This window comes from Protofrankia sp. CiP3 (assembly GCF_917627345.1).
GTDB lineage: Bacteria > Actinomycetota > Actinomycetes > Frankiales > Frankiaceae > Protofrankia.
This window is the reverse complement of the sequence record NZ_CAKJTM010000086.1, coordinates 4,553-20,035: the sequence shown is the minus strand read 5'-3', so window position 1 is coordinate 20,035 and position 15,483 is coordinate 4,553. Positions and strand designations below refer to the sequence as shown.

14 protein-coding genes, 1 pseudogene and 1 riboswitch are annotated in these 15,483 nt (G+C 71.0%); of the genes and pseudogenes, 3 read left to right on the top strand and 12 right to left on the bottom strand.

Annotation, left to right across the window (positions count from 1 at the left end; genetic code table 11):
• The 3 genes and pseudogenes from MJ797_RS21105 to MJ797_RS21095 form a co-directional block, all read left to right on the top strand.
• A pseudogene (locus MJ797_RS21105) lies at positions 1–177 on the top strand (dCMP deaminase); the annotation flags it as partial.
• Positions 178–401: 224 nt separating this feature from the next.
• Complete coding sequence (locus tag MJ797_RS21100) at positions 402–1,283, top strand: TIGR04222 domain-containing membrane protein (RefSeq protein ID WP_239339790.1); 882 nt, start codon at positions 402–404, stop codon at positions 1,281–1,283.
• On the top strand, positions 1,280–2,686 hold the full coding sequence (locus MJ797_RS21095; protein WP_239339788.1) for a DUF692 domain-containing protein: 1,407 nt from the start codon (positions 1,280–1,282) through the stop codon (positions 2,684–2,686). Before MJ797_RS21100 ends, MJ797_RS21095 begins: the two co-directional genes overlap by 4 nt.
• Positions 2,687–2,897: 211 nt before the next feature.
• On the opposite strand, the gene pheT is transcribed toward MJ797_RS21095, so the two are convergent.
• From pheT to ribE, 12 genes are all read right to left on the bottom strand, one after another.
• The gene (gene pheT, locus MJ797_RS21090) at positions 2,898–5,423 is read right to left on the bottom strand and encodes a phenylalanine--tRNA ligase subunit beta (protein WP_239339778.1); all 2,526 of its coding nucleotides are present in this window, start codon (positions 5,421–5,423) and stop codon (positions 2,898–2,900) included.
• Positions 5,420–6,607 (bottom strand): phenylalanine--tRNA ligase subunit alpha, encoded by a 1,188-nt coding sequence (gene pheS / locus MJ797_RS21085; RefSeq protein ID WP_239339776.1) that lies wholly within the window; start codon positions 6,605–6,607, stop codon positions 5,420–5,422. Before pheS ends, pheT begins: the two co-directional genes overlap by 4 nt.
• Positions 6,608–6,752: 145 nt before the next feature.
• Complete coding sequence (locus tag MJ797_RS21080; RefSeq protein WP_374582718.1) at positions 6,753–7,913, bottom strand: ATP-binding protein; 1,161 nt, start codon at positions 7,911–7,913, stop codon at positions 6,753–6,755.
• The gene (locus MJ797_RS21075; protein WP_239339774.1) at positions 7,910–8,749 is read right to left on the bottom strand and encodes an RNA methyltransferase; all 840 of its coding nucleotides are present in this window, start codon (positions 8,747–8,749) and stop codon (positions 7,910–7,912) included. The genes MJ797_RS21080 and MJ797_RS21075 overlap by 4 nt, the downstream gene beginning before the upstream one ends.
• 32 nt (positions 8,750–8,781) lie before the next feature.
• Positions 8,782–9,177, bottom strand: coding sequence for a 50S ribosomal protein L20 (gene rplT, locus MJ797_RS21070; protein ID WP_239339772.1), 396 nt, complete (start codon positions 9,175–9,177; stop codon positions 8,782–8,784).
• Between the two features lie 87 nt (positions 9,178–9,264).
• Positions 9,265–9,459 (bottom strand): 50S ribosomal protein L35, encoded by a 195-nt coding sequence (rpmI, locus tag MJ797_RS21065; protein WP_239339762.1) that lies wholly within the window; start codon positions 9,457–9,459, stop codon positions 9,265–9,267.
• A 44-nt stretch (positions 9,460–9,503) separates the two neighbouring features.
• Positions 9,504–10,088 (bottom strand): translation initiation factor IF-3, encoded by a 585-nt coding sequence (gene infC / locus MJ797_RS21060; RefSeq protein ID WP_239339760.1) that lies wholly within the window; start codon positions 10,086–10,088, stop codon positions 9,504–9,506.
• Between the two features lie 279 nt (positions 10,089–10,367).
• Positions 10,368–10,880, bottom strand: coding sequence for an SseB family protein (locus tag MJ797_RS21055; protein ID WP_239339756.1), 513 nt, complete (start codon positions 10,878–10,880; stop codon positions 10,368–10,370).
• Between the two features lie 262 nt (positions 10,881–11,142).
• Positions 11,143–12,264 (bottom strand): hypothetical protein, encoded by a 1,122-nt coding sequence (locus MJ797_RS21050; RefSeq protein ID WP_239339753.1) that lies wholly within the window; start codon positions 12,262–12,264, stop codon positions 11,143–11,145.
• Positions 12,265–12,581: 317 nt separating this feature from the next.
• Positions 12,582–13,058 carry a 6,7-dimethyl-8-ribityllumazine synthase gene (gene ribH / locus MJ797_RS21045; protein WP_239339750.1) on the bottom strand — a complete coding sequence of 159 codons (477 nt, stop codon included), beginning with the start codon at positions 13,056–13,058 and terminating at the stop codon, positions 12,582–12,584.
• Positions 13,055–14,395, bottom strand: coding sequence for a bifunctional 3,4-dihydroxy-2-butanone-4-phosphate synthase/GTP cyclohydrolase II (locus tag MJ797_RS21040; protein WP_239339729.1), 1,341 nt, complete (start codon positions 14,393–14,395; stop codon positions 13,055–13,057). The genes ribH and MJ797_RS21040 overlap by 4 nt, the downstream gene beginning before the upstream one ends.
• On the bottom strand, positions 14,392–15,144 hold the full coding sequence (gene ribE, locus MJ797_RS21035; RefSeq protein WP_239339727.1) for a riboflavin synthase: 753 nt from the start codon (positions 15,142–15,144) through the stop codon (positions 14,392–14,394). The genes MJ797_RS21040 and ribE overlap by 4 nt, the downstream gene beginning before the upstream one ends.
• Positions 15,145–15,269: 125 nt before the next feature.
• Positions 15,270–15,398: riboswitch (FMN riboswitch) on the bottom strand.
• Positions 15,399–15,483 lie beyond the last annotated feature (85 nt).

Below are 15,483 nucleotides of genomic sequence, written 5' to 3'. Positions count from 1 at the left end.
GCCCAGCTCATTCTGGAAGTCAAGATCCCACGGGTGGTCATCGCCTGGCGCGAACCCAGCCTCTTCGTCGCCGACTGCCAAGGCTACGAACTCCTCACCGCGGCTGGTGTCACCGTCGTGGAACTGCCTGAGCTTGCCGAGCAGGCCCGCGCCATGAACGCCCACCTGTCGGTCTGATTCACCTTCGAGCCTGTTCCGGGGTCGGCTCTGCCATAGGTCTCACGGGCCTGCGCCCCGCCTGCTGAGCAGGTGTCGCGTTGGCTACTCGCGCACCATCACGGCCACGCGCCGGCGGACCCTGGGCTGTGTCAGGCATCACCGGACGGAGCCCGACCCGCCTCACGATCTCACGGCCGCGGGCCGCTCCAGCCACCGTTCCGGGCGACGGGAAGGATCACGGCATGAGCGCACCCACCGCGTCCGCGGCGGGCGACACCTGGGGCATCAGCGGCCCCTCTTTTCTCGTCCTCTACGCCCTGGGATTCGCGGTCCTGCTGCTGGCGGCGATCGTCATGCGCCACCGCATCCTCGGCCCGACGGACACGCCGGTGGCGGGCCCCAACCCGTTGGGCCCAACGGAACTCGCCATGATCAGCGGAAATCCACGGCTGGCAGTGACGTGCGCGGTCACGAATCTGCACGACCTGGGCGTGCTGCGGCCAGGGCGAACGCGGCGCGGGTTGACCACCACGGGTGCGCCGCTGCCGCCCGACGCCACCCCACTGGAGCGGGAAGTGCTCGACGCCATCCGCCGAGCGGGCGAACTGCGGCTGGAATCGCTCAACGCGCTGGTGTCACGGGGACCAGCCGTGACCGCCTGCCGTACCCGCCTGCGGGGCGCGGGAGTCGTACCGACGCGGGCGCAGGCTCATGCCTGTCGGCAGGCTCTGATCCCCCTGCTGCTCCTCGCGGCGATCGGGATCATCCGCGCCGCTGTGGGCGCCAGCCGGGGCAAGCCGGTCGGCCTCCTCTGCGTCGAACTGATCGTCACCGCGGTGGCGGTACTGGTTCTCGCCCAGCGCCCAGCCATCACCCGCCGGGGAAAGGCCGCCCTGTCCACGGCCCGCCGCGACAGCGTCGATCTGCGGTCCGGCGGTGTACCCGGGCAACGCGCCCTCGCCCTCGCGCTGTTCGGCACGGGCGTGCTCTGGGACACCGACCCGGCCCTCGCCAGCCAGCTCGGCCTGGCCCGTCCCAGCGGGAACACAAGCGGCGGGGACGCAAGCAGCGGTAGTGGATGTGGCGGTGGCGGCGGCTGCGGCGGTGGTGGCTGCGGCGGATGACCGCCACCGCACCGCGGAACAGTGCGCGGCGCGGCCGCCACGGGCCGCCACCCGGGCTGGGGATCGGCTGGCGGCCAGAACTCGCGACCTTCATCGCCGGCCGGACGGACCTGTCCTTCGTCGAGGTCATCGTGGAAGCGCTGCCCACCCGCGGACCTCTGCCGGCCGGCCTCGACCGGCTGGCAGGGCGCGGCGTCCCGGTCGTGCCGCACGGGGTCGGCCTCGGCTTGGGCGGCGCCGAACCGCTCCAGGCATGGCGGATCGCACACCTGGCGACTGTCGCCGACCGGCTGCAAGCACCACTGGTCAGCGAGCATGTCGCGGTCGTCCGGGCCGGCGGGCTGGAAGCGGGGCACCTGCTGGCGGTGCCACGGACCCGCGACGCGCTCGACGTGCTGGTCGCCAACGTACGGACCGTGTCAGCCGAGCTACCCGTCCCGCTCGCGCTCGAGCATCCCGCCGCGCCGCTGCACTGGCCGGACGCGGACTTCAGCGAAGCCGAGTTCCTCACCGAGATCGCTGAGCGCACCGGTGCGCTCCTGCTGCTGGACCTCGCCAACCTGCATGCCGACCGGGTCAACCACGGGGTCGACCCCGGCCGCTTCCTCGACCGGCTACCGTGGGAGCGCATCGCCTACATCCACGTGGCCGGTGGAGTCATGCGCGGCGGGCTCTACCACGACACCCACGTCCACCCTGTCACCGGCGCGGTCCTCGACCTGGTCCGCGAGGTGGCGCGGCGATATCCGGGCCCACATGCGTTCATGCTTGAACGCGATGGTCATTACCCGGCCGTCCGGGATCTCGGCGGTGAACTGGAGGCGATCAGCGCCGCTGCCGCCGCGGGCGGCGCCGGGCACCCCGAGTACTCCGGGCACCCACCAGGGGCTGGGCCGGTCACGGACGCCATGCCACGCCCCAGGACTCCCCGCGGCGGCAGCGGTGCCGACGGAGGCGACGGAGGGCGTGCGCGGCTACGCCGGACGCAGACCGAACTCGTGCGGGCGCTCGTCGCCGACGGGCCGATCCCCGCTGGATTCGACCCACGCCGCGTGGCGGCGACCCGCACGGCGCTCCTCCACAAGCGCACGGATGCCGTTGCCCGAGCATGGCCGGCGCTGTCCTGCCTGCCCGGCTTCCGCTCCCGGTTCACCGCCTTCGCCGCCGGCCGCGCACCCGCCGGAGCGTACGCGGACGGCATGGCCTTCGCCCGCGTCGTCCGGGCCGACCTCGACGAGCCGGCCCGGTCCGAACAGCTCATGGCCGCCGTGGCCCGTCGACGCCTGGCTGTCGCGGTCGACCGGCAAGCCGGTGCCCGCCCGCTCGTCGCCATCCGGGCGCCGTTCCTCGGGACACGCCTGCTCGGCTCCGGCCGCACCAGGCTGCGGCCCAGAGCGGGATAAGAGCGACCGGCGCCAGGGGACGCGGCGTCCCGGGCTATCGCGGGACTGGGCACGCGCCTCGCGTCATCGCTCCCCATCGCCGCGCGACGCACGGGTACCCCGGGCTCGTCAGTCGCCACCCACCGCCTCCGGCGGCTCCCTCCGCAGCCTCGCGGTACCCACGCCCCAGCCCCGCTCCTTGATCCACAGCCCTGTTGCCGGGCGCTCCAGATCAGCTACGCAGAGTCGCTCCGGTTACCCGGGTGGCCTCGGCGACCGCCGCGTCCCGCGCCGCGTTCGCCTCCTCCGCGGTGAGGGTACGGTCCCCCGCTCGCAGCCGCAGGCCAAACGCGAGCGAACGTTTTCCGCCGCCGATCTGGGCCCCCTCGTAGACGTCGAAAAGGGTCAGCGCCTCCAGCAGATGACCGGCACCCGCCCGCAATGCCGCGGTGACCTGGGCCACGGTGACGCCCGCCTCGACGACCAGCGCGATGTCGCGGTCAGCGGGTGGATACGTGGACACCGCGGACGCCATGATCGGCGGGCGCGACGAGGCGATCCCGACCAGCGCGTCGAGGTCGAGCTCCATCGCGCAGGTCCGGGCGGGCAGCCCGTAGGCTGCGATCACCCGTGGATGCAGCTCACCGGCATGCCCGACGACCCGGCTCGCGACCGGATCCGCCGCCTCGGGGCCGGCCACCGTCAGTCGCGCGCACCGGCCGGGGTGCCACGGCATCATCGCGTCTGCCGCCACCGACAGTTCCAGGCCGGTAGCACCCGCGACGGTGTGCGCCGCGGCGACCGCGTCCTGCCAATCCGCCGGCCGCCCCGGTCCCCACCAACCGGCCGGTTCCCGCAGACCGGTGAGGACGACGGCCACCAGCCTCGGCTGGTCGGGCAGGGCCGCGTTCAGCGCGGCGATCTCGTCCTCGCTGGGACGGTGATCGACCGCGGGGGTCGGCGGCGTGGCGGCGGCAACGGCCCGGAACACCAGACCGGTCTCGAACAGCGCCAGGTCGCCCTGGCCCCGGCCGATGTTGCGGACGGCGGCGGCGAGCAGTCCGGGCAGCAGGGTGGTGCGCAGGTTGGCGGCATCCTCAGCGATCGGGTTCGCGACCCGGACGGCCGCGGCCCGCGGATCGTCCGCCTCGAGCCCGAGCTGGGTCAGCGTGTCGTCCCCGACGAACGGGACGGTGCGGACCTCGAGGCAGCCCTGCTGGGCGAGTGCACTGTCGACCGCCCGACGCAGCCGCTGGCCCTGGGTGAGGCCCCTGCCGGCGGGCAGCCGCGGGAGGGTCACCGGGATCGTGTCGTAGCCTTCCAGCCGGATGACCTCTTCGACGAGGTCGGCGGGCCGGGTCAGGTCACCGCGCCAGGATGGCGGCGTGACCGCCAGCACCCCGGGCCCGTCGGGTCCGCTGCCGGTGCCGGCTGCGACCGCTGCGCAGCCGATGTCGACCAGCCGCTGCCGGACAGCCTCGGCGGGGTAGGGACGTCCGCCCAGACGCTCCGGCTCGGCCAGCGGGAAGGCGATCGTGACGGGACCCGGCCGGTGGTCGACGTCGGTAGCCCCCGGCTCGGCCGTGGCGCCGGTGAGCTCGATGAGCATCCGGACCGCCGTCTCGGCGGCGGCCGGCGCGAGCGCCGGGTCAACGCCGCGTTCGAAACGGCGTGACGCCTCCGAACCGAGCTGGTGGCGCCGAGCCGTACGGGCGATCACCACCGGATCGAAATGGGCCGCCTCGATCAGGATCTCAGTGGTCTCGGCCGAGATCTCGGTGGCCGCGCCCCCCATGACGCCAGCCAACGCCACCGGTCCGGAACCGTCGGCGATGACCAGGTCCGCCGGGTCGAGTTCACGTTTGACCCCGTCGAGGGTGACCAGCCATTCACCGGGGCGGGCGCGGCGCACGACGATCGGGCCGGACAGCTTCGCCCGGTCGAAGGCATGCAGGGGCTGCCCCAGGCCCAACATGATCAGATTGGTGACGTCGACCGGTGCCGAGACAGGCCGCATGCCCGACAGCGCGAGACGTCGGGTGAGTCCCAGCGGGGTCCGTGCCTGTGGGGACACGCCGGTCACAGTCCGGGCGACATACCGGGTGCAGGCGGTGGTGTCCTCGACGACGACCGGATACCCTCCGGCCGCGGTGCCGGCCAGCGGCCGGTCCGTGCCCAGCCCGGCCGGATCCTGGAAGGCCAGCCCAAACGCGGTGGCCACCTCCCTGGCGATCCCGCGGACGGACAGGCCGTAACCGCGGTCCGGGGTGACGGCGATGTCGAGGACGTCGTCGGCGAGGTCCAGCAGTTCGGCAACGTCCACGCCGAGCGGGGTGTCAGCCGGCAGCACCAGGATGCCGTCGTGGTCGTCGCCGATGCCGAGTTCACGAACCGAACAGATCATGCCGTCACTGAGATGCCCGTAGGTCTTGCGCGAGGTGATGGTGAAACCGCCGGGCAGCACCGCGCCAGGCAGCGCCACCGCCACCCGGTCACCGACCTCGAAGTTGAAAGCTCCGCAGATCACCCCGCGGGTACCGGTCGGCGGCACCTGGACCGTCACCCAGCGCACGTTCTTCTTCTTGGTCTCGACGACCTCGATCGCGCGGACCTCACCGACGACGACACCGGCGATGTCACGGCCGACGGGCTCGACGGCCTCAACCTCGAAACCGGCTCTGATCAGCGCCTCGGCAACCACTTTCGCCGGCGGCAGGCCGGCGACGGTCGCCCGGAGCCACGACATGGGAATCTTCATGACCCGCTCCCCGTCTCGAACACGCGGCCGAAACGGACGTCCCCGTCGACGAAGTCACGGATCTCGTGGACGCCATGGCGGATCATGGCCGCGCGTTCCAGGCCCATCCCGAAGGCGAAACCGCTGTAGCGGGCCGGGTCGACACCACAGGCGACCAGCACGTTCGGATCGACCATCCCGCAGCCGCCCACCTCGATCCAGCCCTCGTCGGAGCACACCCGGCACGGCTGGCGGTCCGGTTCGCCACGACAGGCGAAGCAGCCGACGTCGAGCTCAGCCGACGGCTCGGTGAACGGGAAGTAGGACGGCCGCAGCCGGGTGGGCAGGCCCGACCCGAACAGCGCCTGGGCGAACACGTCCAGGGTGCCGCGCAGGTCGGCCATGGTGATGCCCTCGTCGACCGCGAGGCCCTCGAGCTGGCCGAACACGGGCGAGTGGGTGGCGTCGACCGCGTCGTTGCGGTATGTCCGCCCTGGGCACACCACATACACCGGCAGTGGACGAGACAGCAGCGCGCGGACCTGGACCGGCGAGGTGTGCGTGCGCAGCAGCAGCCCGCTGCCCATCGGGTCGACGTACAGGGTGTCGTGCGAGCTTCGCGCCGGATGATCGGGGCCGAGGTTCAACGCCTCGAAGTTGAACCAGTCGTGCTCGACTTCAGGCCCTTCGGCGACCTCATAACCCATGGCCACGAACACGTCAACCAGATAATCGGACAGCGTCGTGATCGGATGCCGTGCCCCGAGCGGGCGGCGGCCCGCCGGGACGGTGACGTCAACCCGCTCCTCGACCAGGACCCGGGCGTCACGCTCGGCGGTGAGTTCGGCGAGTCTTGCCTCGTAGAGCTCCCGGACGGCCGCCGTGGCGTCGTTGTGCCGGCGCCCGGCCGCGGCCCGGTCCGGCTGTGGCAGGGCGCCGAGCACCCGGCGCGCCAGCATCAGCGGAGCGGACCGGCCATCAACCTGCGACGTGCGAACGGCGGCGAGCTCGTCGAGATCGCCCGCGGCGGCGATCTCCGTGGCCGCCCGCGCGCACATCTGGGCAAGCCGGTCCGGACCGAGCTGGTCCGCGTCGGCCCGGCCCGGGTCCGCGCGGCCTGGATCGATACGGTCCGAATGATTGACTCGGTTCGGATCGACTCGGTTCGAGTCAGCGCTCGGTGGGGACGGTGACACGCTGGTCATCCTCATTGAGGTCATTGATGGCCGGACCGGCCATCAGGTGGGATCCCGGCCGCCGTCCACCACAGGTGGGCGGACACGCGGGCCGGGTGCGGGCTGCGGGCCGGGGCGCCCGCCGGGTCACGGCTCCGCTTCAGGCGCTCGGGCCTCAGGCGAAGACGGGTGCCCCGGCGGGCACCGCAAATCGGAACTCGGCGCCACCGCCCGGCGCCCGCCCAACCATGATCGTACCGCCGTGCGCCTCGATGAGCGCTCTGGCGATATAGAGCCCGAGGCCCGTCCCGTTACCGCGGGTCGCGCCTCGCCAGAACTTCGTGAAAACCCGGGATGCGCTTGCTTCGGGCACGCCCTCGCCCTCGTCCGCCACACTCACCTCGGCTCCGCTCGGCGTGCCGCGCATGACAATGGTGACGGTACCCGCGCCGTGGCGCAGCGCGTTGTCGACGAGATTGTGCAGCACCTGTTCAATCTTGTCGGCGTCCAACCACATCTCCGGCAGCGTACCTTCGGTGCGCATCACAAACCTGTCACGGGTGGCCTCTCCCGCCGCGACCTTGCCATCGACGACCCGGCGCAGCGTCTGGTCAAGATCCACAATCTGTTTGCGCATCTGGATCCGGCCGGAGTCGATCCGCGAGACGTCGAGCACCTCGGCGAGCAGCCGGGTCACCCGGTCGGCGTCGGTGTTGACGGTGTTGAGCATGAGCTTCTTCTGCTCTTCGGTGAACCTGTCCCACTTCGCCAGCAGCGTGGCGGTGAATCCCTTCACGCTCGTCAGCGGGGAACGCAGTTCGTGCGCGACCGTGGCCACCAGGTCGGCGCGGTTACGCTCAAGGCGCTCCCGGCTGACGGTGTCCCGCAGCGACAGCGAGACCTGCGCCAGCCGCCCCTCGACGCGGACATAACGAACAGTGACATTAAGATCGCGTTCGTGCTGGGCGCCCGCGAAGGTCAGCCGCCGCTCCGGCTGCCCGGTCACCCGCGGCAGGTTGCGGCTCACCCGCGAACATTCCCACCAGTCGTTGCCCCGCTCGTCGAGCAACGGCAGGACCTCGGTGAGATGGCGGCCCACGGCGGCGACCGCCGCGACGCCTGTGATCTTCACGGCCGCGGCGTTGAATATCTCCACCCGGCCGGCGGCGTCAACCACCACGATCCCGTCTGGGAGATCATCCCAGGAGATTGGCGACACGGCGGGTACCTCAAGGTACGGCGTCCCATCCGCCCGCGGCCCGGGACCGGACAGTGGTGCTCCGTCCGCCGGTGGATTGCGAGCTTGGTCGGGAGCCGACGTGACCGTGTGCGTCACAGCCGTCCACCTCCCCCGGCGCCTTGAGTGCCGGACCCGAGCCTCGCCTGTGCGCGCGCTGACGCGTACAGGCAGATCGCAGTCGCCACCGCAAGATTCAGCGACTCGGCCTGACCGTACACCGGCACCCGGAGCACCGCGTCCGCGGACACCACGTCGGCCCGTGGGAGACCGCGCGCCTCGTTACCGAACAGCCACGCGGTGGGTACGCCGAGTTCCCCCGCGTCCGCCGCGGCATCGAGATCCCGTGCCGCGAGCGGGGTGGTGGCGACGATGCGGCAACCATGGTCCCGCAGCTGGCGGACCGCATCATCGAGATCGATATCGGTCACCACCGGCAGGTGGAAGATGCTGCCCGCGGACGCGCGGACGGCCTTGCCACCGAACGGATCCACCGACGATCCGGCGAACACGACGGCGTCCGCGCCCGCGGCGTCCGCGGATCTCACAATCGTCCCCGCGTTGCCCGGATCACGTGTGTCAAGACAGATCGCCACCAGCCGGGGGTGGGCGAGATCCGCGACCAGGTGGCGTGGGTACTCGGCCAGCCCGACCACACCCTGAGGCTTCACTGTCTCGGACAGTGACGCCACCGCGTCATCCGACACGACGCGCACCGGTATCCCCGCTCCGTCCACAAGTGCCGCGTACCTGCTCATCGCCGACGAACCCACGAAAATCTCATGTAGTGCCCCGACCGCGAGTCCCGCTGTGACCGCCTGGGGCCCCTCGACCAGAAACTGACCGCGGACACGGCGGACCGCCGGGCGGCGCAGGCGCCGCGCGGCGAGCACCCGCGACGAACGCGGGCCAGCCGGGTCCGGGACCACCAGCATGAATTCGGATACGCGCCGGCCTACGCGATCGATCAGGCCGCCGACGTCTCCGGCGTACGGGCCGGTGAGGCGGGTGGCAGGGCGGCACGCGCGACCTCGACGAGCGCGGTGAACGCGGCCGGGTCCGTCACCGCGAGCTCGGCGAGGATCTTCCGGTCAACCTCCACCTCGGCCAGCCGCAGCCCCTGGACGAACCGGTTGTAGGTCAGCCCGTTCTGCCGCGCGGCGGCGTTGATCCTGGCGATCCACAGCTGCCGGAAGTCACCCTTACGAGCCCGCCGGTCCCGATAGGAGTAGGCCATCGAGTGCAGGACCTGCTCCTTGGCCTTGCGGTACAGCCGAGAGCGCTGCCCCCGGTACCCGCTGGACTGCTCCAGCACCGTCCGGCGTTTCTTCTGGGCGTTGACCGCCCGCTTGACCCTTGCCATGAGGGGGAAATTCTCCTTCAGTCGTGACTGTCGGCACTGCGTCGCGCCGCTCCCAGCGGGTGGGAGCGGTCGGGGGACGACCGGCGGTCAGCGCGCCAACAGCTTCTTGATGCGTCCTTCGTCTGCCGGGCTGAGCGTGACCTCGTTGTACAGCCGCCGGGTACGCCGGCTGGACTTGTGCTCCAACAGGTGGTTGCGATTGGTCCGGCGGCGCATCACCTTGCCGGTACCGGTGACTCTGAACCGTTTGGACGCGCCGGTGTGAGTCTTCATCTTGGGCATCTGGAGATCCTGCAATCCGTGGTGATCATCAATGGCGTTCTGGGTCAGACCCGGCCGGCGGGCTCTGGCGTGCGCTGGGGCCGGGACCCCTTGTGCGGTGCCATCACCATGGTCATGTTCCGGCCGTCCTGCTTGGGCTGAGCCTCGACGTAGCCGAGCTCCGCGACATCGGTCGACAATCGCTGCAAAAGGCGGATGCCGAGCTCGGGCCGGGACTGCTCACGCCCGCGGAACATGATCGTAATCTTGACTTTGTCGCCGGCCCTGAGGAACCGGACCACGTGACCCTTCTTGGTCTCGTAGTCATGCGGATCGATTTTCGGCCGGAGCTTCATTTCCTTGATGACCGTCTGGACCTGGTTCTTACGAGCCTCACGACGCTTCTGGTCGGACTCGTACTTGAACTTTCCGTAGTCCATGAGCTTGCAGACCGGCGGACGAGCCGTCGGAGCGACCTCGACCAGATCGAGATCCGCCTCCTGCGCAAGCCGCATCGCCTCAGCGATGGCGACGATGCCGATCTGCTCGCCTTCGGGCCCAACCAGGCGCACTTCGGGCACCCTGATCCGGTCGTTAATACGTGACTCTGCGCTGATGTGGTTCCCTCCGTGGACTCGACGCGCGGGCATGACCTGCCGCTGCGGAGCCCTGCACCCAGCGAGGCTGGGCACCCGGCCGACACGCCGTCACAGACGGCTCGGCCGACCGGCGACCCGGCCGCCGAACATGCGACGTCGGGTGGGAGGCAAGCCTCCGCTTGGCCTTGTTACCACAGGCTGGTGCCGCTACGAGACGCCAACCAGATAACAAGCGGTCGACTGACAGCCTAGCAGAGCGGGTCGGATGCGACGATCAGTTGACCGTCGGATATTCAGAGTGGCCGCGGTGGATATTCCGTCAGAAACCGGTCAACCCGCCATCGGAGGGCGGGAGCGATGACGAGACCACCGGCGCCGGGCCGGCGGCTGCTCGGCCAGCCGCGGGCCAGCCTCGCCCGAAGCTACCGCCGCGACCCGCCTCAGCAGCTCCCCGTCGACGGTGGCCATGGCCGGCCCGGCGATGTCGAGCACGACCGCGCGGTGGCCGTCCCGCACCGCCTGGGCGCACAGGGCGTGGCCGGGCACCGCGACCGGCCGGGCGGCTTGGCGCCACCGGGCCAACGTGTCAACACCGCTGAACGCCGGGATCGCGGTGGCGCCGGAGGGCACCCGCAGCGTTACCAGAACCATCTCAGACGTCTTGTCGGCCCCGGTGACGGCGTCGGCATCGGTCATGCGCGCCTCGATCGCGACGAAAACCCGGGCCCAGGCCAGCGCGGCCGCGACCGCGTGTTCGTCCCCCGCGTCCAGCGCGGCGCGCAACGCGCCGTTACCACCGCCATGATCGCCTTGCCCGGCCGGCGTCAGCAGCTCCCGCTTCACCAGTCAATCCTAAGAGCACCCGAGGATAGGGCGTTCGATCAGCGAGCGGCTCATCCGCGCCCGATCCGGCAAGGCGGCGGAGGAAGGCGCCCTGGTGGTGGGCGCCGACTGAGGACAACGCGGCCGGGCGGGATGCGGGGAGCCGCGAGCCGGACAGCCCTGTTCTCGGGCGCTCTAAAAGCGCCCGAGAACAGGGACGCGGCGTTGTGGGGCTGGGGCACACCCCTGTTGCGGCGCTCTCCAGGAACATCTTTGACCGCGATCAGCCGGATACGGCCTCCACGGCGGCGGCAAGCTCGCCAAAGGCCGCTCTGGTACGGCGACGCAGAGCCGACCAGGTGAACGACACGTCGCCGGCCAGAGCCGGATCGAACGGCACCACGACCACGGCCCGTGCGCGTTCGGAGAGCTGGGCGAGGCGACGGCGGGCCCGACCGGACCAGCGGACCGGGACCGTCTCCACGACGACCACCGAGACGCCGCTCCCGATCCGGGTGATGCCGGCGGCAGCGTCGGTGGTGGCATCGGTGGCGGCAACCTCAGCACCGGCGAGCGCCGCCAGCACGTCATCCGCGGCCGAAAGATCGAAAAGATCGGCCCGGACCGCGACCACGAGGGTGTCGGCCCGGGAGAACGGCACCGCGGACAGCGGCTGGCTCCAGCCAGGCGGTCCGTCGACCAGCACCACCTGATGCCAGACCGCCAACATGTCCTGCACCCGGATTGGCTGCTCGGCGGACACGTCCACCGCGATGACCGGGTCATGGCGGGAAGCGGCGAGAGCCATCCCGAGGCCGGCCGCGGCCGTGCGCCCGCAGCCCCCGGTGAACCCGCCGACGTGTACCCGCAAACAGCTGATCGCGGATGTGGCGGGTGTGCTGCCGTCCAGCACGGCTGGACCGCCGGCTTCCCCGGCCGCCGGCAGGCCGGCGCCGGGCCAGGTGCTCTCCGGCGACACCGTCTCCGGGAAACGCCCGAGCACCTGATCAGCAGCTTCCGGACCGGCGGCCGGCTGATCAGCGGCCGGCTGATCGGCAGCCAACGTGACGAGTTCGACGTCCGGGGTCCAACCAGTCGGCGCCGGCTGCCGTGGCCGGGCCGACCGGGCAGGCGCCGCGAACGGAGCGCCGTCGTGCGTGCCGACCCGTAACCGGCCTGCTCGCCGGCTCACGGTCGCGTCGCGGTTGTTGTCCTGGCTGGGCATGCGCAGACCGAGCAGAGACACGGGCCGAGCGTCACCGACATCCGCCGCGAACACCGTGCCGGGCTGGATCTCGAGGGCATCACCGGCATCCGGAACCTGGCCGATTTCCCCCCGCGCGCCCGACCGGGGCGTTGGGAGATCCGGCCGATAACCGTCCTCGTCCCGTCCTCGCGCTGTCATCGCGCTCACCACCGCCTCCCGTCCCCACGGGGACCCCGCAGCCCATAGCCGGGGCCTACCGCCGGAATATGGTGGCCCCCCGATTCACCGGGACCTCCGGCGGCGCTGAGAACACGGTATGCGGTATCCATTACGGATAAGAGTCCCTGTCACCGGGCCGAGTTACAAGCTAACCGACCGCTGAGAGCGAATCAGAGTTCCGGCCGTTCGCGACAGCTTCGGGCGAGTTGACCGATTCAGGCAACACGTGGAGCGGCACCGGACACGAAAAGAAACCGGATACGAACGGAACCGGACACGAACAGAACACACGGGAACTACGGATGTCGCAGCCCCCGCAGGACCTTCGCGGTCTCCAGCGCGGCGAAGGCGGCCTCCCGCCCTTTGTCCTCCGTGGCCGGGGGCAGCCCGGAGCGGTCCTGTGCCTGCTCGACCGTGTCGCAGGTCAGGACGCCGAACCCGATCGGGACACCGGTGTCGAGAGCGACCCGGGTGAGTCCGGCGGTCACCGACTGGCAGACGTAGTCGAAGTGCGGGGTACCGCCGCGGATCACCACTCCCAGCGCCACCACCGCGTCGTGACTGGCGGCGAGCGCCGCGGCGACGACGGGGAGTTCCACCGCGCCGGGCACCCGGACCACCACCGGTGTGGCGACGCCGGCATCCTTGGCCGCCCGCAGGGCCCCGTCCAGCAGGGCATCGGTGATCTCACCGTGCCACCGGGCCGCCACCACGGCCAGCCGCAGGCCCGCGCCATCGGGGATGGGTGTCGACGGCGAGCCGGTGCCGCTCACGCCGGCTCTCCCTGGCACACGTCCGCCATCACCAGATCGGTCTCCGCGGCTCCGGCCGGCGGGACCCGATGGTGCGGGACATCGGCACAGGCTCCGACCGCTTTCGGCAGACCCGGAAGATCATGTCCCATCCGGTCCCTTTTGGTGGTGAGGTAGCGCAGGTTCTCGGGGGTGAAGTTCACCGGCAGCGCGACCCGCTCGACGATCTCCAGGCCGTAGCCTTCGAGCCCGGCCCGTTTGGTCGGGTTGTTGGACAGCAGGCGCATCGTCCGAACCCCGAGATCCACCAGGATCTGGGCACCCGTGCCGTAGTCGCGGGCGTCGGCGGGCAGCCCGAGAGCGAGGTTGGCGTCGACGGTGTCGTGCCCGGCGTCCTGTAGCTGGTATGCCCGGAGCTTGTGGATGAGACCGATGCCCCGGCCCTCGTGCCCCCGCATGTAGAGCACCACACCCCGGCCCTCCAGCGAGATCATGCGCAACGCGGCGTCGAGCTGCGTCCCGCAGTCGCAGCGCCGCGATCCGAAGATGTCCCCGGTCAGGCATTCGCTGTGCACCCGCACAAGCACGTCACGGCCGCCGGAAATGTCGCCTTTGACCAGCGCCACGTGTTCGATGTCCTCGATGACGCTGCGGTAGCACAACGCCCGGAACTCCCCGTGACGGGTCGGGATCGCCGCCTCGGCGACCCGCTCGACGTGCCGTTCACTACGGCGCCGGTAGGCCACCAGGTCGGCGATCGAGATCACTAACAGCCCGTGCTCAGCGGCGAACTTCATCAGTTCCGCCAGCCGGGCCATGCTCCCGTCGTCGTTGACGATCTCACAGATGGCCCCGGCGGGACGCAGCCCGGCCAGCCGGGCCAGATCGACTGCCGCCTCGGTGTGGCCGGGACGGCGCAGCACGCCGCCGGCCTTCGCCCGCAGGGGGAACACGTGGCCGGGCTTGGTGAGGTCCGCGGCGGTGGTCGCGGGATCGGCCAGCAGCCTGATCGTACGTGCCCGGTCAGCGGCTGAGATACCGGTCGTCACCCCGTCGCGGGCATCGACGGAGACGGTGAACGCGGTACCCATCCGATCGGTGTTGCGCGGGACCATCTGGCCGAGATCCAGCCGGTCGGCGTCAGCCCCGTCCATGGGTGCGCAAATCACACCCGAGGTGTAGCGGACCGTGAACGCCAACAGCTCCGGGGTGGCCAGCTCAGCCGCGAAGATCAGGTCGCCCTCGTTCTCGCGGTCCGCGTCGTCGACGACGATGACGGGCCGGCCGGCGGCGATCTGCGCCACCGCCTCGTCGATGGAGGCCAGGCGTGCGTCGCCGGCTGCCAGGGATGTGCTCATGACAGTTGTTCGCTTCCGCTCCGAATCGTGGCGGTGGGGATGAAGGGCTGCCCCACGCCGGTCGTGTGACGCGCGGCGGTGAGCTTCTCGACGTACTTCGCCAGCACGTCGACCTCGAGGTTGACCCGCTCCCCCACCACGCGGCGGCCGAGGGTGGTCGTCCGCAACGTCGTCGGGATCAGGCTCACGGTGAACGAGGCCGGTGTCGACGCCGTCGCCGCGGTGACATCAACCACCGTCAGGCTGACGCCGTCAACCGTGATGGACCCCTTCTCGACGAGGTAGCGGTCCAGGCCCGGCGGCAGGCTGATACGCACGATCTCCCACTGGGGCACCGCCCCGCCACCGGCGGCTCGATCATCTTCCGTGGCGCTGCCGGCGGCCGGCACAGCGGTGCTCGGCTGTCGGTCAACCACCACACCGACGCCGTCCACATGCCCCTGCACGAGGTGGCCGCCGATGCGATCGGCCAGGCGCACCGCGCGCTCGAGGTTGACGGCGTCCCCGACGGACAGTCCACCAAGAGCCGAACGGGTGAGGGTCTCCTGCATGACATCGGCGGCGAAGGCCTGCCCGCCGCCTTGGGGAAACCAGCGGGTGACGGTCAGGCAGACCCCGTTGACCGCAATGGACGCGCCCTCGCTGACGTCCTCGAGCACCCTGGCCGCGCTGATGACGAGCCGAGCGGCGGCCGGGCGCGGCTCGACGGCCGCGACGACGCCGAGTTCCTCGATGATGCCGGTGAACATTCCTGGTGTTCCCCCTTGTGTCGGCACCACGTCCGAGACAAGGGGTAAGCACGCGGGACGCCGCCAGCGCACAGGCGCCGGACGGACCGTGCGCGACGGTGATAACCGCCGGACGGCACACGCCCGCGCGCGTCCTCCCATCCGGACTTTCACCGTCGGTCCCGGAATTTCACCGGGTCCACCGGCCGCTGGCTGCGGACGGGTCGCGGACTGTCACCGCCGGCTCGGAGTTTCACCGACCCCGGAGCGCGCGTGCTGCTACAACTACCTGCCCGAGTCTTGCACATGAAAGCCGCATGGGCGCGCGGAATCCGTCCGAAGCACCAGGCACCGCCGCCC